Annotated in this window: 20 protein-coding genes; 6 read left to right on the top strand and 14 right to left on the bottom strand. The window is 65.4% G+C overall.

Annotated elements, in window-relative coordinates; translation table 11 throughout:
- Positions 1-46 precede the first annotated feature (46 nt).
- The 10 genes from G9463_RS00275 to G9463_RS00230 all read right to left on the bottom strand — a co-directional run bounded on the left by G9463_RS00275 (position 47) and on the right by G9463_RS00230 (position 11479).
- The gene (locus tag G9463_RS00275; protein WP_004957885.1) at positions 47-652 is read right to left on the bottom strand and encodes a MarR family transcriptional regulator; all 606 of its coding nucleotides are present in this window, start codon (positions 650-652) and stop codon (positions 47-49) included.
- Positions 653-702: 50 nt separating this feature from the next.
- Positions 703-1893 carry an SPFH domain-containing protein gene (locus tag G9463_RS00270; protein WP_007188820.1) on the bottom strand — a complete coding sequence of 397 codons (1191 nt, stop codon included), beginning with the start codon at positions 1891-1893 and terminating at the stop codon, positions 703-705.
- A 71-nt stretch (positions 1894-1964) separates the two neighbouring features.
- Positions 1965-2561: an NfeD family protein gene (locus G9463_RS00265; protein WP_004957882.1), complete on the bottom strand. Its 597-nt coding sequence runs from the start codon at positions 2559-2561 to the stop codon at positions 1965-1967.
- Between the two features lie 72 nt (positions 2562-2633).
- Positions 2634-3002, bottom strand: a complete 369-nt coding sequence (locus G9463_RS00260) for a hypothetical protein (protein ID WP_007188821.1) — start codon at positions 3000-3002, stop codon at positions 2634-2636.
- A 45-nt stretch (positions 3003-3047) separates the two neighbouring features.
- Entirely contained in the window at positions 3048-5201 is a 2154-nt protein-coding gene (gene metG, locus G9463_RS00255) for a methionine--tRNA ligase (protein WP_165895658.1), read from the bottom strand.
- Between the two features lie 56 nt (positions 5202-5257).
- Positions 5258-5842 (bottom strand): YqaA family protein, encoded by a 585-nt coding sequence (locus G9463_RS00250; RefSeq protein ID WP_004957875.1) that lies wholly within the window; start codon positions 5840-5842, stop codon positions 5258-5260.
- A gap of 138 nt (positions 5843-5980) precedes the next feature.
- Entirely contained in the window at positions 5981-7033 is a 1053-nt protein-coding gene (gene mfnA, locus G9463_RS00245; protein ID WP_007188823.1) for a tyrosine decarboxylase MfnA, read from the bottom strand.
- 143 nt (positions 7034-7176) lie between these two features.
- Positions 7177-8079 (bottom strand): hypothetical protein, encoded by a 903-nt coding sequence (locus G9463_RS00240; RefSeq protein WP_004957871.1) that lies wholly within the window; start codon positions 8077-8079, stop codon positions 7177-7179.
- Positions 8080-8137: 58 nt separating this feature from the next.
- Positions 8138-10447, bottom strand: coding sequence for a phosphoenolpyruvate synthase (ppsA, locus tag G9463_RS00235; protein WP_165895657.1), 2310 nt, complete (start codon positions 10445-10447; stop codon positions 8138-8140).
- Positions 10448-10567: 120 nt separating this feature from the next.
- Positions 10568-11479 (bottom strand): PhzF family phenazine biosynthesis protein, encoded by a 912-nt coding sequence (locus G9463_RS00230; RefSeq protein WP_165895656.1) that lies wholly within the window; start codon positions 11477-11479, stop codon positions 10568-10570.
- 143 nt (positions 11480-11622) lie between these two features.
- Here G9463_RS00230 and G9463_RS00225 point away from each other — a divergent pair, with 143 nt between their 5' ends.
- Together G9463_RS00225 and G9463_RS00220 are read left to right on the top strand one after the other, a co-directional pair.
- Positions 11623-12372, top strand: a complete 750-nt coding sequence (locus G9463_RS00225; RefSeq protein WP_165895655.1) for a 4-phosphopantoate--beta-alanine ligase — start codon at positions 11623-11625, stop codon at positions 12370-12372.
- The gene (locus G9463_RS00220; protein ID WP_165895654.1) at positions 12369-14921 is read left to right on the top strand and encodes an AAA family ATPase; all 2553 of its coding nucleotides are present in this window, start codon (positions 12369-12371) and stop codon (positions 14919-14921) included. Before G9463_RS00225 ends, G9463_RS00220 begins: the two co-directional genes overlap by 4 nt.
- 7 nt (positions 14922-14928) lie before the next feature.
- On the opposite strand, the gene hutH is transcribed toward G9463_RS00220, so the two are convergent.
- The 4 genes from hutH to hutU are packed head-to-tail and all read right to left on the bottom strand — an operon-like array spanning position 14929 to position 20502.
- Positions 14929-16578 (bottom strand): histidine ammonia-lyase, encoded by a 1650-nt coding sequence (hutH, locus tag G9463_RS00215; RefSeq protein WP_165895653.1) that lies wholly within the window; start codon positions 16576-16578, stop codon positions 14929-14931.
- The gene (hutI, locus tag G9463_RS00210; RefSeq protein WP_165895652.1) at positions 16575-17837 is read right to left on the bottom strand and encodes an imidazolonepropionase; all 1263 of its coding nucleotides are present in this window, start codon (positions 17835-17837) and stop codon (positions 16575-16577) included. The genes hutH and hutI overlap by 4 nt, the downstream gene beginning before the upstream one ends.
- Complete coding sequence (gene hutG / locus G9463_RS00205) at positions 17834-18757, bottom strand: formimidoylglutamase (protein WP_165895651.1); 924 nt, start codon at positions 18755-18757, stop codon at positions 17834-17836. The genes hutI and hutG overlap by 4 nt, the downstream gene beginning before the upstream one ends.
- On the bottom strand, positions 18754-20502 hold the full coding sequence (hutU, locus tag G9463_RS00200; protein ID WP_165895650.1) for a urocanate hydratase: 1749 nt from the start codon (positions 20500-20502) through the stop codon (positions 18754-18756). Before hutU ends, hutG begins: the two co-directional genes overlap by 4 nt.
- An 81-nt stretch (positions 20503-20583) precedes the next feature.
- On the opposite strand from hutU, the gene G9463_RS00195 reads away from it, so the two are divergent.
- The 4 genes from G9463_RS00195 (at position 20584) to G9463_RS00180 (ending at position 23807) form a co-directional block, all read left to right on the top strand.
- Positions 20584-21228, top strand: a complete 645-nt coding sequence (locus G9463_RS00195; RefSeq protein ID WP_165895649.1) for a helix-turn-helix domain-containing protein — start codon at positions 20584-20586, stop codon at positions 21226-21228.
- Between the two features lie 231 nt (positions 21229-21459).
- Positions 21460-21918, top strand: coding sequence for a hypothetical protein (locus tag G9463_RS00190; RefSeq protein WP_011223841.1), 459 nt, complete (start codon positions 21460-21462; stop codon positions 21916-21918).
- A gap of 77 nt (positions 21919-21995) precedes the next feature.
- The gene (locus G9463_RS00185; protein ID WP_004957850.1) at positions 21996-22784 is read left to right on the top strand and encodes a hypothetical protein; all 789 of its coding nucleotides are present in this window, start codon (positions 21996-21998) and stop codon (positions 22782-22784) included.
- 90 nt (positions 22785-22874) lie between these two features.
- Positions 22875-23807 carry a sulfide-dependent adenosine diphosphate thiazole synthase gene (locus G9463_RS00180; RefSeq protein ID WP_165895648.1) on the top strand — a complete coding sequence of 311 codons (933 nt, stop codon included), beginning with the start codon at positions 22875-22877 and terminating at the stop codon, positions 23805-23807.
- The last annotated feature ends 59 nt before the right edge of the window (positions 23808-23866 follow it).

The raw sequence follows: 23866 nt of genomic DNA, 5'->3' as shown, positions 1-23866 counted from the left end.
ACACAGACGCAAGCGGACCAATAGCGAGCGATCACCGGCGCAAGCGTCACGGATCGTATCGCAGCAGCGAATCGGCCTCGCCAGCCAGCGCGGCAACATCGTCACCGAACGAGTCGGCATACCGAATAAGCAGCGTCAGCACTGTCTCTGGCTCAGTAACTGCGTACCCGTTTTCTCTTGACAGGAGCCCGGCTGACTCCAGGTCAGCGGCGTAGTTGCTCACTGTCGGTCGTGAAACATCAAGTTCGCTTGCCAGTTCCGACGCCGTCACGTCCGGGCGGCGGAGGAGGGTGACGAGCATCCCGCGGGCCGTCGAGCGCCGCAGGTAACCAAGCGCCACCTGTTCGAACTCGGAGAACTGGTCGGCCGGGAAGTACCGTCGGTAGTCGCCGTCTTTCTGTGACGTGACGACGGCCTCGTTTTCCAGTCGGTGGAGGTGGTGCTGGGCCTCACCGGTCCCGAGTTTGAGGTCGTCACGAAGCTTCGAGAAGTGCGTTCCGGGGTGTGCCGAGACGTACCCGGCGATGGCATCGGGTGCATCGCTCTCGCTCCCGCTGTCGCCGAAGCGGGCAAACGGGCTCGCTGCACCGAGGGCGGCAAAGCGACGGAGCGTCGCTCGCTTGTCCTCGTCCACGTCGCCCTCACGTGTCATTGCTACCGAAAAGGTGGGTTGGTAATAAAACGTCTTCGCCTGATTCTCAGTTAATTGTCCTTGTCGACTTCCGACGTTCGCGTCGTGTCGTCCGGACCGCCGGCCACGTCAGTCGTGCCCGGGTCGTCGTCTATCTCGGCGTCCATCTCTTCGATGACGTCGTCAGCGTTGTCGAGACCACTGTCCTGCCCCTGTTTGATTTTCTGGGCCTCCTCTTCCATCGCCTCGACATCGACCTCAGCTTCCTCATCGATCTGTCCGAGAATCTTCTCAATGTCGTCCAGACCGAGCATTTCGCGGGTCTCGTCGTCGAAGTCAAGCGCTTCCAGCGAGTGGCCGTTCTCCTTGACGTCCGACCCCTGGAGGTGCTTGCCGTAGCGGCCCACCAGCGAGGTGAGTTCCTGCGGGAGGATGAACTTCGTCGACTCGCCCTGCCCGATCTCGGCGAGCGTCTCCATTCCTTTGTCGATAACGGCGCGTTCACCCATCGATTCGGCGGATTTCGCACGCAGGACGGTCGAGATAGCGTCACCCTGTGCTTCCAGGATCTGGCTCTGCTTCTCACCCTGTGCGCGGATGATGTTCGATTGCTTGTCACCTTCCGCCGTCTCGATGGCGGAGCGCCGCTCACCCTGGGCTTCCAGAATCATGGCACGGCGTTTCCGCTCGGCGGAGGTCTGTTGCTCCATGGCCTGCTGGACGTCCTTGGACGGGTTGACCTCGCGGACCTCCACGCTCTCGACGCGGACGCCCCACTCGTCGGTGGGTTCGTCGAGTTCTTTCCGGATTCGGGCGTTGATTTCGCCCCGCTTGTTCAGCGTGTCGTCCAGCTCCATGTCACCCAGCACGGCACGGAGGGTCGTCTGAGCGAGGTTGGAGACGGCACGCTCGTAGTTGTCGACTTCAAGGAACGCCTTCTTCGGGTCCATCACCTTGATGTAGACGACGGCGTCGGCGGTCACCGGCGAGTTGTCGCGGGTGATAGCCTCTTGCCGCGGCACGTCAAGCGTCTGGGTACGCATATCGAACCGCGTCACGTCGGAGACGAAGGGATAGATGAAATGAATCCCCTGGTCGAGGACGCCGCGATAGGTACCGAGGACCGTGTAGGCACCTTTCTGGTACGGGCGGATGATCACGACGCTGGAATACACCAGCGCGATGGCGATCAGGAGGAAGATGACGGTAACGAAACCGACGAGTCCTCCCAGACCTTGCAGCGGTGCTGTCGCGGGGAACATGACAATGAGAACTCCGGAGCGCGCAAAGAAAAGGCTTCGGTGTCCCTGTCACAAACTACCGAATTACACACCTACGCCCGCTCGGACTCTCGTTCTGGTTCAGTGTCCGCATCGCTCCGGTTTCGGTCACGTTCGAGCGCGCGGTCGATTTCGTCAGCACCCGACTCAACCGCTTCGACTTCCAGAACGTTCCCACCGCCGGGGTCGATGACGATGACCTCCGCTCCCTCTTCGATGGGGTCGCCGGAACTGCGAGCCTGATAGTACGGATTGAACCCGCCGTCTTCCAGTTTGACCTCGCCGTCGCTCCGGGTCACGCGCTCGGTAACGGTTCCGAACTGGCCCGTAAGCGAGTCAGAACTGAGCGTCTGGCCGCGGCCCGGCGCAGCGAAATCGAGCTTTCGATATCCCCAGAGCGTGACCGCTGTCGTTGCAAGCACGACGACAGTAAGGATGAGTGGCGCGAGGATACCCAGGCTTGCAGGGATGAACAGCCCGACTAGCCCCGCCGTCAGCAGGGCCACGCCGAGCACGAAAAAGTGGGTCCCGGGAGCGAGCGCTTCGCCCACGATGAGGCCCGCGCCGGCCAGAAACAGCAGGATGGAGAGCGACATACCTAACAGTGGTTCGGCCTGCAGTGGGGCAACCGTCGCCAGCGGGTTTACCATGCACGGACTTAGTGTCGGAGCAGGATTAAGTGTCGGGGTGGAGAGCGCACCGCTTCCGTCATCGGTACAGCCTCACACGTCGCTCGTCCGGACGAAGAACCCATACAGAACTGCGGTGCCGAGCGCAACGGACAGGACCACGCCGCCGAGTGTAGACGGCGTGTACATCTCCGCCCCAAGGAACATCCGCCCGAGCGCGAGAATCGCGATACAGACTCCCAGCGCAACGAAAATCACATTTTCGGGCTTTGGCGCGTCGGGTGTCACCTCAAGATCCGGAGCAAAGGAGCCGGCGACTGCGCCCTCCTCGTCGGCAGCCACGTCACCGTCGGGGTCGTCTTCGACCTGAATCACGTCGGCGTCCGTCGCCAGTTCGTACTCCTCAGTGAACGTATTACCCGTAGCGGCCGCATCGTCCTGTGCGGCCCCGTCGTCATCCATGTTTCGCAGTACGTGCCGTGACTACAAAAGCGCTGGCGACTGTGGTTACTTGATTCGCGTCCCCAGCGGAGCGTCCTCGTGGGTCGTCAGCAGGTCCGCCTCGTCGCCGGCGGCCAGCACCATCCCGTTGGATTCGATGCCGAACAGCTCGGCTTTCTCCATGTTTGCAAGGAGGATAACGCGCGTTCCGGGAAGCTTCTCGGCGTCGTGGAGCTGTCGCAGGCCGGCGACGACCTGTCGGACCTCGTGGCCGATATCGACTTCCAGGCGCAGGAGCTTGTCCGCGCCCTCGACCGGCTCGGCGCTGCGGATCTCGCCGACGCGCATGTCGACGCCCTCGAAGTCCTCGAAGCTGATGCGGTCCTCGACGAGCGGCTGGAGGTCGGCGGTCTCCGCATCCTCGTCGTCCCCGTCATCTCCGGCGGCTTCGCCGCCTTCATTCGAGGCTTCTGCCGAAGCCTCGCTGGCCTCCTCGACCCGTTCCTGCAGTTCCTCGTTCAGCGCCTCGATGTGGTCGTCTTCGACCTGTTCGAATAGCTCCGCGGGCTCGCCGAACTCGGCCGGCGGCGCTTCGAGCGCGCTGTCGAGGGTCACGTCAGCGACGGAGCCCTGTTCGCCGAGCTGGCCCCAGAGGCGCTCGGCCTTGCCCGGCAGGACGGGCTGCATGAGCACCGCAACGGCCTTGGTCAACTGAACGCAGTCGCGGATGACCTGTTCGGCGCGGTCGGGGTCGTCGTCGACGAGGTTCCACGGCTCGTTGCGCTGGATGTACTCGTTGCCGTAGTTCGAAAGCTCGATAGCGATTTCGGCCAGTTCGCGGATGTCGTACTCTCGGACGGCTGCCTCGAAGTCCGCAATCGCGTCCTCGATTCGCCCGCGCACGTCGTCGCTGACGGCAGCGTCGGGCGTCCCGTCGTAGTTGCGCTCGGCGAACAGCAGCGATCGGTAGATGAAGTTCCCGACGTTACCGACGAGTTCGCCGTTGACCCGCTCTTGGAAGCGGTCCCAGGAGAAGTCCACGTCGGTGTCGATCTGTGCGCCGGTGGCGATGTAGTATCGGAACAGGTCGGGATGGAACCCGGCGTCGAGGTACTCGTCGGCCCAGACGGCGCGGTTACGCGAGGTCGACAGCGCGTTGCCGTCGATGCCGACGAACCCGGTGGCCAGAATCGACCGGGGCTCGTTGTACCCCGCGCCACGAAGCATCGCGGGCCAGAACACCGCGTGGTGCTGGATGATATCCCGGCCGATGACGTGGATTATCTCGCCGCTGTCGTCGGCCCACTCGTCGTCCCACTCGGTGCCGTGGCGCTCCTCTCTGTCGATCTTCCAGACCGCTTCCCAGTCGTACTCGTCGTCACCGACGCGCTCGGTGTACTGTTTCGTCGAGGCGACGTACTCGATTGGCGCGTCGACCCAGACGTACAGCACCAGCTCGTCGCCGCCGTCAACGTCTTCGGGATAGTCCACGCCCCAGTCCATGTCCCGCGTGATACAGAGGTCCTGCAGTTCGCCCTCGATCCACTCGCGGGGCTGATTCTGGGCGTTGTCGGTCCCTTCTAGACGGTCAAGGAAGCCCTGAAGGTACTCCTGGAAGTCAGCAAGCCGGAGGAACTTGTGTTCGCGGGTGCGGTACTCGGCGGGGTTCCCGGTCAGCGTCGACACCGGGTCCTCGATTTCGCCGGGTTCGAGGTGGCGCTGGCACCCTTCGTCGCACTCGTCGCCGCGGGCCTGTTCCCCGCAGTAGGGACAGGTCCCTTCGACGTAGCGGTCGGGGAGGGGCTGGTCCTCCTCGGTGTCCCAGGCGACCTCGATCTCCTTCTCGTGGACGTGGTCGTTTTCGACCCACGAGCGGACGAACTCCTGGGTGAGTTCGACGTTGGTCTCGTCGTCGGTATGCCCGTAGTTGTCGAACTCGATGTTGAACTGCGGGAACGTCTCGGCGTAGGTTTCGTGGAAGTCGAGTGCGAACTCCCGCGGTGCGACGCCCTCTTCGGCGGCGTTGACCGCGACTGGCGTGCCGTGCATGTCCGACCCCGAAACGAACGCCGTCTGCTGGCCGATTCGTCGGAGGGCGCGCGACAGCGCGTCCCCGTCGACGTACGTCCGGAGGTGGCCGACGTGCAAGTCACCGTTCGCGTAGGGCAACCCACAGGTCACGACCGCCGGCTGGTCCGTCGGAAACTCGTCGTTGCTCATACCTGTTCGTGTGCCACCGACGGGTCAAAAGGGGGTTGGTTTCGGCGCGCTCCGGGTTACAGCAATGCCAGCGTGCCACCGGCAAGCCCGAGTGTCACGACAAGCCGCCCGGCACTGCCGAAGAACGTCGCTGCGCCGAACCGATAGTAGTCGCGTTCGAGAACGGTAAACGCGTAAATAGAGATGGTGTCGGGGAAGAAGGGCACACAGAGCGCAAGCGCCAGTCCAACGTAGCCGTACTTCCGTGCAAGCTGTACCGTCTTTCTTTCAGACCACTCGATGAGATTGAACCGTGAGCGCTTGATCCAGCGCACGAGCGGGCCGTACTCCTTTGCCTCCTGACCGATATGGAAGGCAACGAGACTGCCGAACGCCTTCCCGAGACCACTGACGAGGATAATCGCCACCAGATTTCCGTTCGTTGATAGCCCGAGTCGAAGGGTTTCGGCCGGAACCAGTACGACTTCGCTCGGGAGCGGGAGAATAAACGCGATCAAAAACGAGTACACCGCGATAATACCCAGCCCGGTGGGACCGGTGGCCGTACAGACCCCCTCTTCCAGTGGTGACAGTGGTGTGCCGGCGGTTGTACAGTCGCCGAGGAAGGCAATGAACGATGCGGTCGGTACTACCAAGTCCACGCCTGCCTGTAGCAAACAGGCACTTCTAAACCTTCGTATGTCTTCTCGGGAGCGCTCAATACCAGTATGTTCGAGAGCGGAGACCGTGATTCAGTACTAACCGATATCTGCGACTCAGCGCCTGCCGAGGGCAGCGACTCAGTACCAGTCGAGATCCGCGACGAACGACCGTAGCATCGACCGCGTGACGTGGGGCATACACACGACGCGCATCTCGCCAGCACCGGTCTTTGAGACTCGCCAGCCGCGGTCCCTGAGTTCGTCTGTCATCGGCATCGAGAGGTCAGCCGCAACGAGGGGGAGTTCCGGGCCAACAACGTCGTGGCCCCGCGCAGATAGCTGGTCGGCCAGCCAGTCGGCGTTGGCCATCGACGTTTCGTACTGCTGTCTGTAGCCCGCCGGCCACAGCGACTCCATCGCCGCGACAGCCGAGGCCACGCCGGCACCCGACCGCGTGCCTGTCAGCGTAAGCTGGTCCGTCGATTCCAGATACGGCGTTTCGACAGCGAGCTCATCGAGCAGCGTGCGGTCACGAGCGAGTAGTCCGCCGGCAGGAACCGCCGCCTGCCCGACCTTGTGGGGGTCAATGGTCATCGTGTCGATGTCCGCGTGGCCGAAGTGCCAGTCGTGGTCGGTGAACGGGAGGTAGAAGCCGCCCCACGCGGCGTCGACGTGGCAGAGGGCATCGACCGTCTCGGCGAGGTCGGCGATGGCCGGAATCGGGTCGACGTAGCCGTACTCGGTCGAACCAGCGACGCCGACGACACACACCGTGTCCTCGTCGACGAGTTCCGCCATCGCCGCCATGTTGACGCGGTAATCCGCCGCCGGCGCGGTCCGGAGTTCCACGCCAAGCACGTCGGCGGCCTTGGTAAAGGAGAAATGCGCGTGAACGGGCGCAACCACGTTCGGGTCGTCCGTGTCGGCGCGGTTCCGGGCGATGCGTATCGCCTGTAAATTAGCCTCCGTCCCGCCCGAGGCGACGTAGCCCGCGGGGTCCGAGAGCCCGGTGATGTCGCCGAGATACTCGACGGCCTCACGTTCCAGACCGGCGATGGTCTCGTAGGTGCCCGGGTCTCCGGGGTTCGTCGCGAGGAAGCGTTCTGCCGCTTCGCGTGCCGATGGATGCGGCACGGTACACATCGACGAGAGGACGCGCTCGAAATCCTGTGGCTCTGCCCGCTGAAGCATCTATCGGGTGTATAGCGGGGGAGTGGTTTAGCCGTTGTGCTCGTGCGTATCGTTGTCTGCTGTTTATTCGCTCCAGTGGCAGAAGACTGGCCAGGACGGGCTAGCTATCCGTACGCAGTCCGTTCACGTGCTCACCGACCGAATTACCAGTTCGATGGCCCGATCTTCTTCGTCGCTTTCGCACGAAAGCCCGTGGGACCGATCAGCGACTCGAAGACGGTCTGGCGCTCAGTGTCGAGCGCGCCGCCGAAGGAGCCGACCCGCATCGTTCGATACGTCTCGAACCCCTTGTCGTTGGAGTAGAAGTAGACGCTGCCGTGCAACAGGCCGTGGATGAGCTCGTCCGACCGCACGTCGCTCGCCGGGCGGTTGAGTTTGACGAAGGCCACGTTCCCCCAGTTGACGACTGCCTCTCGGAGCCCCATGAGGAATGCCACCTCGTGGTTCTGGGGTAGCCCGAACTCCGTCGCCCGTTCGAGATCGGTCAACGAATCGACGACGATGAGCGTCGCTGCGGCGTCGCTCACCCGGTCGCTGATGTCGGTAAGCAACTTTTCGAACGTCTCTTCGGGGGCCTCTCGCTCCGGTGGCTCCGCGTCGGGCTGTTCGATTTCGGTGTCGCTCCGTCGAGCATCGAACAGCGGCTCGGGGACGGGCAACAGCTCCATGAATCGCTGGGAGAAATCCGCGACGGTCATATGCTCCGTGAGTGCCTCGAACTGGTAGCCGTCGAGGACGGCGTCGAGTTCGCTGTAGACGTGCTCGCGGTCGTGCGAGAGCGTGATATAGGTCACCGAATCCGGAATTGCCTCGCTACGCCGGGCGATGCTGTTTGGGACCATCTCGGGGCGGTGTTTCGCAAGCATCAGCGTGGCGAGGCTGGTATAGGTGAAGGCGTCGCCCCCCGCGTCGGAGGCCCCGGCCAGCAGGACTGTGCTCCCGGTTGGAATCCCCCGAACCTGTCCGTCCAGTCCGGGGATGCCGAAGGGGATGTACGACACACCGGAGCTGATACTCTTGGCTTCCGGTGTCGATTCGGGTGCCATACCGCAACGAGGCGAACAGCGCAAAAAAGCCTGCTGGCTACGTCAATCGGCCGCGGTCTCAGCGGACCGATTCCAGCAGCAGCCGCTGTTCGACGCGCTTGACCTCGTGTTGCACGTCACGCACGGCGTCGATGTTCGGCGAGATGGAGGTGACTCCTTCGTCGACGAGGAAGTCCACCATCTGTGGCTTCGAGGCGGCCTGCCCGCAGATACTCGTGGCGACGTCGTGCTCGCGGCAGGTCCCGATGACCTGGCGCATGAGTTCGAGAACGGCCGGGTGGAGTTCGTCGAAGCGGTCGGCGACGTTCCCGTTGTTGCGGTCGACGGCCAGCGTGTACTGGGTGAGGTCGTTCGTCCCGAAGGAGACGAAGTCGATGCCGGCTTCGCAGATGCCCTCGATGGACAGCGCGCTCGCCGGCGTCTCGACCATGACACCCCAGTCGCGCTTCTCGGGGTCGATGCCGACCTCCTGCATCAGCGCCTTCGCCCGCAGGATGTCCTCGGCGTCGGTGACAAGCGGGAGCATCAGCTCGACGTTGTCATAGCCCAGGTCGTACAGGCGCTCGAACGCGCGGAGTTCGAGCTTGAACTCGCCGGGGCGGTCGAGCGACCGTCGGATGCCCCGGTAGCCCAGCATCGGATTGTGCTCGCTGGGCTCGTCTTCGCCACCCTGCAGCTGGCGGAACTCGTCGGAGGGAGCATCGAGTGTCCGGACGCGGACCGGGCGCGGGTAGAACGCCTCGGCCACCGAGCGGACGCCCTCGACAATTTCGTCGACGTACGCGCGCTCGCCGTGGTCTTCGACATAGCGCGAGGGCGTCTTGTCCGTCGAGAGAATCATGTGCTCGATGCGCAGCAGGCCGACGCCGTCGGCCCCCGTTGCGGCGGCCCGCTCGGCGGCTTCCGGGATGGAGACGTTGACCTTGACCTCCGTTCCGGTCATCGGCTTCACCGCCGAGTGTGTCTCGACTGGCCCGGCGTCCTTGTCTTCCTCAGTCGTCTCGGGGACATTGGCCCCTTTCTCGACTGTGCCCTTGTCGCCGTCCAGCGTTATCGTCTCGCCGTCCCGGAGCTTCTGTGTCGCGTCCTCGGCTCCGACAACAGCCGGGACGCCGAGTTCCCGGGAGACGATGGCGGCGTGACTGGTCATCCCACCCTCGTCGGTGATGATGCCGTTTGCGCGTTTCATCGCTGGTACCATATCCGGGGTGGTCATTTCGGCGACGATGATGTCGCCGTCCTCGACCTTATCGAGATTGTCGAGTTTGTCGACGATGCGGACGACGCCGGTGACCCGGCCCGGTGCGGAGCCGATTCCGGAGAGCCGAACCGCCTCGGACTGGCTCTCCATCGCCCCGCCGTCGGCGACACCCGATTTGGCTCCCGGCGGCTGACTCTCGGCTTCGTTGGCCGAGCCGGCGCTTCCTTCGGGGTCGTCGATAGTCGTAATCGGGCGGGACTGGAGCAGATACACCTCGTCCTCGTAGACCGCCCACTCCACGTCCTGTGGCGTGTCGTAGTGGTCCTCAACGCGTTCGCCGACCTCCAGAAGTCGGTGAATCTCCTCGTCGGAGAGGACACGCTCGTTGCGCTTCTCTTCGGGGACGGAGCGCTCGATTGTCTCTCCGTCTTCACCCCGAACGCACATCACCTTCTTGTCGGCGACGGTCACCTCGTCGATGGTCTCCGTCTCGCGGTCGATAATGTAGTTATCGGGCGAGACTGCGCCGGAGACGACCGCTTCACCCAGCCCCCACGCGGCCTCGATGATGGCTGTCGGGCCACCGGTCGAGGGATGGCTGGTGAACATGACGCCGGATTTCTCCGCGTCGACCATCTGCTGGACGACAACGGCGATATCCACCGCGTCGTGGGCGAAGTCGTTCTCGTTGCGGTAGTAGATGGCCCGCTGGGTGAACAGTGACGCCCAGCACTCCTTGACCCGCTGCAGGAGGTCCGTACGCGAAACGTTCAGGTACGTGTCCTGTTGGCCGGCGAAGGAGGCGTCCGGGAGGTCCTCGGCGGTCGCTGAGGACCGCACCGCAACGTCCTCGTCGCCCATCTCGTCGTAGGCGGCCAGCAGGTCCTCGCGGACCGACGGCGGGGTGTCCGTTTCCAGGATCAACTCCTGGGCGCGTTCGGCCGCCTCGGCCAGCGCCTGCGAATCATCGCTGTCGACATCGACGGCCTCGAACAGCGGCTCGTCGATTCCAGTTGCTTCGATGAACGACCGATACGTGTCGGCGGTAACGACGAACGCCGACGGAACGGGCAGGCCCGCTCCGGTCAGTTCTCCGAGAGACGCCGCCTTGCCGCCGACCCGCGCCAGGTCGTCGGCACCGATTTCGTCGAGCCACAGTGTTGGCATGGACTCATTCGTACCATCTTCAACGACAATTAAGGAAGTTCCGGTTGCCATCAGTGAAAAACCGCTCTTCACTCGATTTCGAGTGAATTAGGCAGTCACGCCGCCGGTGCTGTTGTGTGGTCACGCCTCGATGATGTCGTCGTCGTCGACAGCAGGGACGGTCACTGTACCGTCCAGTGCAGTGACGGCGCGCCCGCCGACCCACACCTCGGTCCCGTCGGTATCAACTGACACCGTCCCGGGCCGGTCGCGGAAGTGCCCACCCTCGGCGATGATCTGTTCGATAGTGTCATCGAGCGCCCCGTAGCGACGAACGAACGCCGCGCAGGCCCCCGACGCCGTTGCTGTTACCGGCTCTTCTGCCCGACTCCCCACTCGGAAGGCTCGGCCGTGGAACGTCGACCGGCGCGTCGCGTCGGCACCGACGGTATCGAACGTGAACGGATATACGCCGGCCGCGTCCACGCGGTCACAGAGCGAGTCGACGGCAGCTACGTCCATGGTCAGCGCGCTCAGATGCTCGAAGTAGTTGACCGGGACCATGAGCCACGACTCGCCCACGCCGGCCGTCACGAGCGGGAGGTCAGAACCCACGTCTTTGAGCGTGGCCGCGTTGAGTCCGAGTGCGTCCGCAACATCGCTGTATGGGATATCTACTTCGGTGATGTCGGCCCGTCCTTGCTCGACCCAGACCATCCCGTTCTGTTTCGTCTCGACAGCGACGTCGCCCCTAGCGGTGGCGACCGTCCACTCGCTGTCGTCGATTTCACCACGCTCGTAGAGCGCCGCATGAGCCGCGACCGCGGCCGTCTCCGCCTGTGCCAGTTCCTTTGTTGGCGAGAAACAGCGAAGCCGGCGGTCGGCGTCTTCTGCCGGCAGGACGAACGCCGTCTCGGTGGCCCCCAGTTCGCTGGCGACAGCCTGCATCTGGTCGTCGGTCAGTCCGTCGGCTTCGGGCACGACGCCGGTCGGTGTGCCCGTCGTCGGCTCTGCGGCGAACGCGTCGACAAGCAACGCCTGTCGGGTATCCATGGCACGGAGTTGTGCTGACCCGCAGATAATCTTTTCCGGAGTCGTCGGTGGTGCCCGACGACGAGCTCCGATGAGATACGTGACGTTGACCGGGACACGCCCCTGACGGACGACTTTAGTACAGGGAGGTATCACTGGAACGTATGAGTGAGGACGTCGACCTCCCTGAAAGCCACCCCCGCTACGAGTCGCTTCTGACCCGCCACCGTATCGAAGCGGGCGTCGACCGCGGTATCACCTCCCGGCAGGGCCTCATCGCCCAGGGCCGCGGTGAGGCCTTCGACTACCTGCTGGGTGAGTGTACTATCGACAGCGCCGACGACGCCGAGCGCGCCGCTGCGGCACACCTTCTGTCCGCCGACCACGCCGTTGTCTCGGTCAACGGCAACGCTGCAGCCCTCGTCCCCAGGGAACTCGTCGAACTCGCCGAGGTGACCGGCGCAGACCTCGAAGTGAACCTGTTCAACCGGACCGAGGAGCGCATCGAGGCCATCGCCGACTACCTCCGCGAACACGGCGCGACAGACGTGAGAGGGCTGACTGCTGACGGCCGCATTCCCGGCCTTGACCACGAGCGCGCGAAGGTCGACGCCGACGGCATCGGCGCAGCGGACGTGGTGCTGGTGCCGCTGGAGGACGGTGACCGCGCCGAGGCGCTCGGCGAGATGGGCAAGACGGAACTCGTCATCGACCTCAACCCTCGAAGCCGCTCGGCTGAGGTGGCAACAGTGCCCATCATCGACAACATCATTCGCGCGATACCGAACATTACCGAGCACGCCCGCGACCTCCGTGGCGACCCGGACGCCCAGCAGGATGCCATCGACACGTTCGACGCCGACAGCGCCCTGACCGCCGCCGAGCGGACGATTCGGGAGGGGGACCTCGAATGAGTCTGCCGCCGTACATCTACGCCGACCGCCGGGTACCCGACGAGGAAACCGTCAGAGAAACCCTTGACCAGCGGACGATGACGGCCTTCGGCGACACCGAGCAACTGGAACGCCTCCATCGGGTGTTCTATCCGGTGTTCAAGGTCGACTACGAGTACGAGACCGGGAAGGGGAAGCTGCTCGGGACGACGACGAAGTCTGAGACAGCGTTTCTCGACGGACTCTGGGCGGACAACGACCGGGCCGTCTCGCAGTACGTCGACGACACCGACGCGGTGGTTCGACGAGCGACCAGCGACTACGATTTCGGCCGCAGCGACCCGGTGCTTGGCCGCTCTGTCCTGCTGCAGTTTCAGGTCACTGACGACGACGCCCGGTCGCTACTGCCCCAGCGCGTTGCGGAGTACCGCGACCAGCAACAGGACGCCGCCTCTGGCACGGCCAACGTATTCCTCCGGAAACTGCGTGAGTCCTACGGCCTGCCCGGTGATTTCGACCCCGACGGGTTCGACGGCGTGACCGGTGTCGACCGCCTGTATCTCCCCTTCTGGCTCGCCGAGTACCACTCGCCCGACAGCACGGACGTCAAGCTCGTCACGTTCCGGGACCCAGACGCCTCGACCGAGGAGCTACAGCGCCACGGCTGGCTCGCGGAGTTTTTGAGCGCCGAACCCCGCCGGCTGGCCGAGTACGGCTACGAGGTCAACCCGGACCGCCTCGAACGGAACATCCGGGAGCGGATCGACCAGTCCGACGAATCCGGCACGGCCGGGATGGGCGGCGATTCTGGCGCCGACAGCACCGACGGCGCGCCCTCGATAAACCGCGAGCGCCCCTCTGATGACGGGACGGTGGTCCAGCCCGACGGCGTCGACATGGAAGCCGACGGTCTGGTCGACCCGGACCCGTCCCGGAGCTTCGCCGACGTGGGCGGGATGTCCGAGCTACTGGAGACGCTCAACCACAAGGTCGTCCGGCCGTTGCAGGACCCGAGCGCCTTCGAGGAGTACGGCATCGGCGTCGTCAACGGCGTCCTGTTGCACGGCCCGCCCGGCTGTGGGAAGACCCACGTCGCCGGCGCGCTCGCGGGTGAGGTCGACCACGCCTTCATCGAGGTCACGCCCGCCGACGTGACGAGCAAGTACATGGGCGAACCCGCCCAGAAAGTCGAGGAGCTGTTCGAAATTGCCCGCGCGAACGCGCCGTGTATCCTCTTTATCGACGAAATCGACGGCATCGCCGGCGCACGCGACGGTGACAGCAACATGAACAGCAGCGAGCAGCAGTTGGTCAATCAGTTGCTCACCGAACTCGAAGGCATCGCAGACGAGGACGTGGTGGTGCTGGGCGCGACGAACCTCGTCGAGGACGTGGACGACGCCATCCGCCGCTCTGGCCGGTTCGACGAACGAGTCGAGGTCCCGCCACCGGACCCCCAAGCTCGCAAGCAGATTCTGGAGATTCACCTCGCTGGCCGACCCACTGCGGACGACATCAACCTTGACCCCGTCGTCGAGGAGACGGCCGGCTTCGCGGCCAGCGACATCGAACTTCTCGCCGAGGACGCCGCCCGAAAGGCGTTGCGGGCGGATGCCCCGATCGGGACGGACCATCTGCTGCAGGCTGCCACAGAGACCGACACCAGCATCCCGGACTGGGTGGACCCCGAGATGGTCGCCGAGAATGGCGTCGTCCAGCCCGACGGCGTCGACCTGCAGGCCAGTTCGCTGGTCGAGACTGACCCGGGACGCGACTTCGCCGACGTGGGCGGGATGTGCCAACTGAAGGACCGACTCGAAGACACGGTCCTCGACCCACTGGAGAACGCCGACGCCTACGCCGAGTACGGTATCGACGTGCTCTCCGGGCTGTTGCTGTATGGCCCGCCCGGCTGTGGGAAGACCCATCTCGCCGGCGCGCTCGCCGGCGAACTCGGGCATAGCTTCGTCGAAATCAGCCCCGCGGACGTGACGAGCAAGTGGATGGGCGAGCCGGCCCGCAACGTCGCCGAGGTGTTCGAGGTGGCCCGCGCGAACGCCCCCTGCGTGCTGTTCATCGACGAGATCGACGGTATCGCCGGCTCTCGGCGCGGCTCGATGAACACAAGCGAGCAACAGTTGGTCAATCAGCTGCTCACCGAACTCGAAGGCGCGGCGGCCGACGACATCGTCGTGGTTGCGGCGACGAACTTCGTCGAGGACATCGACACGGCGCTACGGCGCTCGGGCCGCTTCGACGAGCGCGTGGAGGTCCCGCCGCCGGATGCCAAGGCTCGCAGGCAGATACTAGAGATCCACCTGCAGGACCGGCCCGTCGCCGGCGACATCGACTGGGATGCCATCGTCGAGCCGACGGCTGGCTACGCCGCCAGCGACCTCGAACTCGTCGCCGAGGACGCGGCTCGCCACGCCTTGCGAGACGGCTCGGAAATCACGCAGGAGCACCTCGAAATCGCCGTCCGGGAGACCCATTCGAGCATTGCCAACTGGGACGACCGCGACCGCTATCAGGGGGCTGAGGGCACCGCGGACCTGGGGCTCGGGCCCTGAGGACGGCTCACTCTAGCTCCTCGTCGAGGGCCACAGCAACCCGCTCGGTGAAGGCCGGTGATTCGACAAGCGCGCCCGCGGCCTCTATGTCCTCGTGGACCGGGCGGTCAGCCGTCAGCTTTGGGACCACCGCGCGGACAGCGTCGTAGGCCTCGGCCGACCCGACGCCCAGTTCGAGGTCGTTGTCGACGAAGTCGGCGGCCTGCGCCCCACAGCACAGCTCGACGCCGAGAATCGCGGCGGCGTTTCGCGCCGTTTTCCGGGCCAGATAGGCCGACTGCGCGCTCATGCTGACGTGGTCCTCCTGATTGCCACTGACAGGGGTGTTGTCCATCGAGGGCCGGCCGAAGGACCGACATTCGTTCAACAGCGCCGCAGCGGTATACTGGGCAATCATGTAGCCCGAGCGGACGCCGCTTCGCTCGGTGAGAAACGGTGGGAGGTGTGGCTCCTGCAGAGTGGGGTTGAGCATCCGGTCGGTCCGGCGCTCCGAGATGGCTGCGAGTTCGGTGAGCGCGTTCGTCAGATAGTCGAGACGCATAGCGAGTACCGCGCCGTGAAAGTTCCCACCGGACAGCACGCCCGCGCTATCGGAGCCGGAGGCCCGGTCGTCGACGCTCACAACGCCTGCCTCGCGGCCCGCCTCTCGTCGGTTGCTCCCGCTCGCTTGGTTCGAGGACTCACTACGCTCGGCCTCGCGGGGGAACACCAGCGGATTGTCGGTCGCGCTGTTGAGTTCCACCTCGACGGCCTCCCGGAGATGGGCGACGGCGTCACGGACTGCGCCGTGGACCTGCGGCAGGCAGCGTATCGCATAGGCGTCTTGCACGCGGTCGCAGTTGCGGTGGGACTCGACCACATCGGAGTCGGCCGTCAGCCGCCGGATGTTTCGCGCGCTCGCGGCCTGGCCGGCGTGGGGCCGGACGGCGGTGATAGCTTCGTGGGATGGTACTGTTGAGGAGAGGGTCACCTCCGTCGTGAGCGCGCCAGCGATGTCGGCGGCAGTGACCAGTCGCTCAGCGTCGTCGAGCAGGAGCGCGGCGACGCCGACGGTCAGTTGCGTCCCGTTGATGAGCGCTAGCCCCTCCTTTGCCCGGAGCGTCACCGGTTCGAGGCCGACTGCGTCGAGCGCCTCGTCGCCGGGGAGTCGGTCCCCTTCGACCTCGGCTTCCCCCTCCCCGATGAGCACCAGCGACATATGTGCGAGCGGGGCGAGGTCACCGCTCGCACCGAGGCTGCCCCGCGACGGGACGACCGGGTGGACACCCGCGTCGAGCATCGCCACCAGCAGATTGACGACGGACTCACGGATGCCTGAATACCCCTTCGCCAGCGTGTTCGCCCGGGTGACCATCATCGCCCGGACTTCCTCGGTCGTCAACTCCCGTCCGACCGCGGCGGCGTGGCTCCGGAGGAGGTTCCGCTGGAGGGCATCGAGGTCCTCGCGCGGGATGCGCTCGTCGACGAGGTCGCCGAAACCGGTGGTGACGCCGTACACCGCCTCGCCGCTGTCCAGCACGCTCTCGACGCGCTCGCGGGACTCGCGGATTCGCTCGCGGGCGGTGTCGGCAACGGTGACGGTCGCGCCGTTCCGGGCGACGGCGACCACGTCGGCGGGTGTGAGAGATTCGCCGTTGAGGACGACTTCGGCGGTCATGGTTGCACCTCCCGGTCGTATGACTCATGTGTTGGGGTGCTGACGACCGAGCCGTCTTTCAGGACGGCGTCGACGACGTTGGTCCCATACTGGTAGGGAATGTGGACGTGACTCGGCGCGGCAAGGACTACGGCGTCACCGGGCGCACCCTCGCGGAGCGTCCCCAGCCCATCGGCCCTGTCCAGCGCGAGCGCGGCGTGTTTCGTTCCAGCGACCAGCGCTTCGGCCGGTGTCAGTCCCATCTCGACGCAGGCCAGCGACAGCGCAAAGCCCATGCTGTGACTGTGGCAGTTCGGATTGAAATCCGTCGCTACCGCGACAGACGCACCCCGGTCGCGGAACGCCGTCGCGTCCGCGTACGCTGCGCCGAGACCGAACGCCGTTCCGGGGAGCAACACCGGCGTTACGGCAGCGTCGACAAGCGCGTCAATGTCTTCGCCGGTCGCGTGCAGGAGGTGGTCGGCACTGGCCGCGTCCACGTCCGCCGCCAGCTGCGTCCCGCCGATGTGGGCCAGTTCTTCGGCGTGGACCTTCGGCGTCAGCCCGGCGGCTGCGCCTGCTTCGAGGACCCGTCGGGACTGCGCGACCGAGAAGACGCCCTCCTCACAGAACACGTCGCAGAACTCGGCGATGCCCTGTGACTCGACCGCTGGAACCTGCTCGTCGACGACCGCCGCGGTGTAGTCGTCGGTGTCCCACCCCTTGGGGACCGCGTGTGCGCCCATGAATGTCGGGACCACGTCGACGGGATGGACCGCGTCAGCGCTGTCGATAACTCGGAGCATCTGTAGCTCTGTCTCCGTGTCGAGCCCGTAGCCGGACTTCACCTCGACTGTCGTCGTCCCGTGGGCGAGCATGGTGTCGAGATGGGCCAGCAGGTTCGACAGCAGCGTTTCCTCGTCGGCTTCCCTGACCGCTCGGACCGTTCGGAGGATGCCGCCGCCTTCGGCGAGGATGTCCTGATAGGACTTCCCGCGCAGTTTGGCGGCGAACTCGTCAGCGCGGTCGCCGGCGAACAGCGCGTGGGTGTGAGGGTCGACGAAGCCCGGAACGACGGCCTGACCGTCGGCGTCGACAGCGTGGTTGGCGCTCTCCGGCGGGTACTCGGCGGTTACGTCCGCCGTCGGACCGACAGCGGCGACAGTGCCGTCCACGATGGCGACTGCGCCATCCTCGTAGGTCTCCAGACTGCGGCCGTCCGCCGCCGGGGCGGCGACGAGTTCGGCCGCGCCGTAGACCACGGCATCGGGGGCTGTCATCGGTCACCTCCCAGGCCGCTGAGGAAGTGCGCGATGGCGCGGGCCCCGGCGCGGGCGGTCCGGTCCCCAGCGTCAAGCGGTGGCGCGCACTCGACCACCTCGAAGCCGGCGATACGGTCGTCGGACGCGATGCGGCCCAGCATCCGGAACAGTTCTCGCGTCGAGAGGCCGCCCGGCGTCGGCGCGCTCACGCCCGGCGCGGCTGCGGCGTCGAGCACGTCGAGGTCCAGACTGACATAGACGGCGTCCACGTCGCCGAGCGCGGCGAGCGCGTCGTCCACCGCGTCGGCGGGGTCACCGGCCACCGACGCCGGCGGCAGGACTGTCCCGCCCTGCTCGGCGAGGTAGTCGTGGTACGCTGTCGAGGTTTCGAAGTGGCGCGCGCCGACAACGGCCAGTGCGTCGAGGCCTGCATCGTGGAGCTGTCGGTACGGCGTCCCGCTCGTCGGCTCGTCCCGAACGGCGCGGCAATCGAGGTGGGCGTCGAAGCTGACTGCGCCGACCGTTTCGTGGGCCAACAGCGGCGCGGCGTTCGGGAACGTCAGTGAGTTGTCGCCACCGAGAAACACCGGCACCGCGCTCGTTGCATGGACCCGCGCTGTTACCGAACGGACGGCACGCTGAACCTGCTCGACACCCCCGGCCGGAATCTCGATGTCACCGAGGTCGGCGACTGCGTGGACCGGTCCGCGTTCGATGTGATGGGTCTTCGTTCCGCCGAGTTCGCGCCGAAGGGCCGTCGGGCCGGCACGCGCGCCCGGCCGTCCGATGACGGCTCCGTCGTACGGCTCGCCCACCAGCACAGCGTCGTACTCGCCAGCGGTCGCGAGCGTGGCCGTCTCGACGATGTCACCGAACTGCTCGTCGTTCGGGTCGTCGGACGGCCCGGTCCACGGCGACGGGTCTGTCAGGTCGGTCATTGGTTGCGGTTGCGGTCACGCATCGGGACCGCGACATCGTTCTCGTCGGCCATCTCCTGTGCGATTTCGTAACCGGCGTCGGCGTGGCGAATGACGCCCATCCCGGGGTCGGTCGTGAACACGCGTCGGGCCTTCTCAGCCGCGAGGTCCGACCCGTCGAGGACGACGTGGTTGTTCGTGTGGAGAGAGTTGCCGATGCCGACGCCGCCGCCGTCATGGACGCTGACGATATCCGCGCCAGCCGCACAGTTCAGCAGGGCGTTCAGAATCGGCCAGTCGGCGACGGCGTCAGTCCCGTCTTTCATCGCCTCCGTTTCGCGGTGTGGCGAGGCGACGCTCCCGGCGTCTAGGTGGTCTCGCGTGACGACGACCGGCGCGGAAATCTCTCCGTCGGCGATAAGCTCGTTTATACGGAGCGCGAGGCGAGTGCGCTCGGTCAGCCCATCCTCGGTCGCGTACCCCAGCCAGCACACTCGCGAGGGCAGGCCCTGGAAAGACACCTGCTCTTGGGCGAGGTCTATCCAGCGATGGAGGTCGTCTTTCTCCGGGAACAGCTCCTTGACCGCGTCGTCTGTCCGGTGGATGTCCGCGGGGTCGCCCGAGAGCGCGGCCCAGCGGAACGGTCCTTTGCCCTCACAGAACAGCGGGCGGATGTACGCGGGAACGAACCCCGGGAAGTCGAATGCTGTGTCGAGGTCGCGCTGGTCCTCGACCTGCCCCCGGATGTTGTTGCCGTACTCGAAGGCGATGGCTCCCCTGTCCTGCAGTTCGAGAATGCCTTCGACGTGGCGCTTCATCGTATCGAGACTCTCCGCGACGTACGTCTCGGGGTCGCGTTCGCGGAGCCGGTCGGCTTCCTCGACAGTGTAGCCAGCGGGGTAGTACCCTTCGAGTTCGTCGTGCGCGCTCGTCTGGTCGGTCACTACATCGGGGACGAACCCCGTCTCTAACATCTCAGCGAGCATGTCAGCGGCGTTCATGTGGACGCCGACGCTGTAGGGCTCACCGTTCGCCGCGGCCGCCTGTGCGCGTTCGATGGCCGTCGCGAGGTCGTCGGTTTTCTCCTGGCAGTACCTCGTTTCGATGCGCCGGTCGATACGGTCTTCGTCGACTTCGGCCGCGATACAGACGCCGTGGTTCATCGTCACCGCGAGCGGTTGCGCACCGCTCATTCCGCCGAGGCCGCCGGTAACGACAATCTTCCCGCGGAGCCCGTCGTTGTCCGGGTAGTGTTCCCGGGCGAGCGCGGCCAGCGTCTCGTAGGTCCCCTGGATGATGCCCTGTGTGCCGATGTAGGCCCACGAGCCGGCAGTCATCTGGCCGTACATAATCTTCCCTTTCGCTTCGAGTTCGTGAAAGTGCTCCCAGGTATCCCACTTGCCGACGAGGTTCGAGTTCGCGATGAGGACGCGCGGGGCGTTCTCGTGGGTCTCGAACCGACCGACCGGCTTGCCGCTCTGGACGAGGAGGGTTTCGGTGTCGCCGAGTTCACGGAGTTCGTCGACGATGGTGTCGTAAGCGTCCCACGACCGGGCCGCACGTCCGGTCCCGCCGTACACGACCAACTCTTCCGGCTTTTCGGCGACTTCGGGGTCGAGGTTGTTGTTCAACATTCGGAGCGCGGCCTCCTGTCGCCACCCTTCACATTCGATGTCGGTGCCGGTGGGCGAACCCTGGTACTCGCGCCACTGCTCCGAGGGCGTCCCGACGTCGTGGTCGGTGTCTGGGGCAGACTGCTGTGCCATACCCTCCTGTTCGCCCCCCGGCGTGATAGCGGAGACTTTCCGTGCGGAACTGTTTTTATATGTGCATGTGAATTGGTTGCTATGTACGAGGCGGTGTTCCGGGTGGCCGGTGGCGGGGCCTATGAGGTGGCGACCGACGGAACCGGCACGCGCATCGAACTGTGGTGTACCGACCACAGCGACCTCCTCCACCTCCGCGGTGGGGATGTCGAGCCGGTCGTCAAACAGGTCTGCGGGACTGTCGGCGTCGCCGAGCGCCTCGAAACGAATGACGGGCAGGTTCTGGTCACCGAGGCGTGTCTGAAGGCCCACATAGCGGACACCGTCGAGCGCTATTTGGCCGACGAGGGGTGTCTGCTCGTGCCGCCACTTCGGTACGCGGAGGGGCACAAACTCGTTCGGGCGCTGGGGCTCAGTTCCGACGCGCTGTCGGCAGTGTACCGGTCGTTAGCGTCGGATTTCGACGTCACTGTCGAGTCGAAACGCGAGGTCGGGTCAGTGACGCCCGACGCGCCGCTGGTGACTGTTGGAGACGTGGTACCGTCTCTCTCGCCACGCCAGCGCGAGGTGTTCCTGACAGCGCACGAGGAAGGGTACTACGAACTGCCGCGCGGGACGACGACGGCGGCTATCGCGGACCGCGTTGGTGTCCAGCGCCGAACCGCGGAGGACCACCTGCGGCGCGCCGAAAAGAAACTGGCTGACGCGCTGGTAGCGTACCTGTAGCTGCGGTGGTCGTGACTGGTACGCTGCCCTAACAGCACCCAGTTCGGGGCTGGTGTCGATGCCCGCAGTCCGGACACGTCGCACTGAACGCCGTCGCATCGTACTCGAACCCGGTGTCACACTGCTGGCAGACGAGTAGCTGTGCCATAGCGAGGACACAGGACTGCGCCCATATGAGTGTCCCGCCGCCGCTGGCGGGGTGTACTTCCGTGTCCGGGCTAAGGGCCGGGTATGGACCTCGACCGCTTTACCGACGACACACCGGCCGACGACGCACCCGGTGGGGCCCGGGTCTGTGTCGTCGCCGCACAGACGGAGACGTTTGAACGCTGTCGACAGGGCTTCTATCCGTCGCCGGAGTCGTATGACCGAACGACAGAACCGTTCGACTACATGGCGTTCTACCGGACTGCGCCGGTGTCGGCAGTCACGCACTACGCCCCGGTGACCGCCCGAACGGACCAGACCCGTGGCGGTCCGGGGCCGATGGACGCGGATGACTGGGCGGCCCTCATTGACCCGTTCTCGGAGACAGACAACGTCGTGGTGTTCGAACTGGACGACCTCGTGCCGCTCGAAGCTCCTGTCGAAAACGACCAGCACGGCCTCCGAGGCGCGTGGTACTGCACTATCGACGACCTTCGGACCGCCGATACGCTCTCGGCACTGGCCGCGACCGCGACTACCTGAACGGGGGCCGATAGCCCACGCAGCGTCCCGGTATCGGTGCCGAGGGTTCAAACGGGAAGCGCCCGTACAGATGACGAATGCCGATCTACCCCTCGGTCCGAGATCACGGCGTCTCGCTGTGCGAGCGGGCCGGCTACGATGTGGCGGTACATGACGACAGCGGCGGACCGTCTGCGCTCGCGACGCCGAACGACGACGCGGTCGGCCTCGTAGATGCGACAGACCCGCGGCCAGTCGCTGTCGAACCGCTGACCGAAGCCAACGTCGGCCCCGATGGACTCATCCCCCGGTTTGTCAATGCGGTTCGAGAGGGACGGGACTGCCTGTTCGTGGTCCCGTCGACGGAGGCGATGGGAACGACACTGACCCAGATGGTCGCCACCGTTCTGGGTGAGCCCGCCTGTCTGGCCGCCGACGGCCCCGACGGGCGACAGTTCTACAACGGCCCCGACCGCGTCCCGCTCTCTGATGGTACATACGCCTGTGCGCGAGCACCGGCAAGTGACCTCCAGTGGCGCGAGGTCAGAGTCGACCAGGGCCGACCCAGACTCGAACTCGGTGTCGGGACGGAGGTGGTCGCCGTTCTCGAACACGTCGACTCGCTCGCCGATGCCGGCCGCCACGCCTTCCAGCACGCCTATCGCCGAGCGGATAACGGGCAGTTCGAGGTGACAGCCGGCGGCGACGTAATCGAACGGTTCCCCGGCCCGACGGCCATGCGGCGCGGCGGCTACCCACCTGTGCCGATGCCGCTGGTCCCTGAGCACCTGTTTCCCGAAGACGCGGACCACTCGCGGTGGGCTGTCTGCCAACCCGATGGCGGCACGGACGTACTGACCGCCGATGGACTGAGCGCCTGGGGCTGACGGCCGTCATTTCTCCGTGATACTGTGCGAACAGCGACTGGTCTCTGCATCAGAACGACTATGTACCACCAAGAGATATTACTAGGTGGTATGAGCGATTCCGATTCATTCGAACAGTTCAGTGATGTCGGCGAAGCAGAGGTCACACGCGCAATTGGACAGGAATGGACCGAGGAGTTCATGGATTTCTCGGACTCCGATGTCATCATCGTCGGCGGTGGCCCATCGGGGCTGATGGCTGCGAAGGAACTCGCCGAGCGCGGTGTGCAGGTGATGGTCGTCGAGAAGAACAACTACCTCGGCGGCGGCTTCTGGCTTGGTGGCTTCCTGATGAACAAGGTTACCGTCCGCGACCCAGCACAGCAGGTGCTGGACGAACTTGAAGTCGACCACAAGCGGTCCAAAGACAGCGAGGGCCTTTACGTCGCTAACGGGCCGGAGGCCTGTTCCGGGCTCATCAAGGCTGCCTGCGACGCCGGCGCGAAGATGCAGAACATGACCGAGTTCACGGACATCGTCATCCGCGAGGACCACCGCGTCGGCGGCATCGTCATGAACTGGACGCCGGTCCATGCGCTACCCCGCGAAATCACCTGCGTCGACCCGATTGCCGTCGAGGCCGACCTCGTCATCGACGCGACGGGCCACGACGCGATGGCGGTCAAGAAACTCGACGAGCGCGGCGTTCTCAATGCGCCGGGCCTCGAAGACGAAGCCAGCGGCATGGACCAGACCGACGACGACACCTACGGCGCGCCCGGCCACGACTCGCCCGGCCACGACTCCATGTGGGTCGGCGAGAGCGAGGACGCTGTCGTCGAACACACCGGTCTCGCCCACAACGGCCTCGTCGTCACCGGCATGGCGACGGCGACCACCTACGGCCTCCCGCGCATGGGCCCGACGTTCGGTGCCATGCTCGTCTCCGGCAAGCGCGCCGCGCAGGTCGCGCTGGATGAACTCGAGGTCGACGCCGAGCCGGTCGACGTCACGAGTCGCGACGCAACCCCCGCTGACGACTGAACTCCTCCCTACATCCCTCTGGTTTTAGTCGACCGCTTTTTACCGCTTTAGCTGCTCAT

Origin of the sequence: Haloarcula sp. JP-Z28 (assembly GCF_011440255.1) — an archaeon.
Classification (GTDB): domain Archaea; phylum Halobacteriota; class Halobacteria; order Halobacteriales; family Haloarculaceae; genus Haloarcula; species Haloarcula marismortui.
The sequence above is the reverse complement of the archived record's forward strand: the minus strand, read 5'-3'. Positions and strand labels throughout refer to the sequence as shown.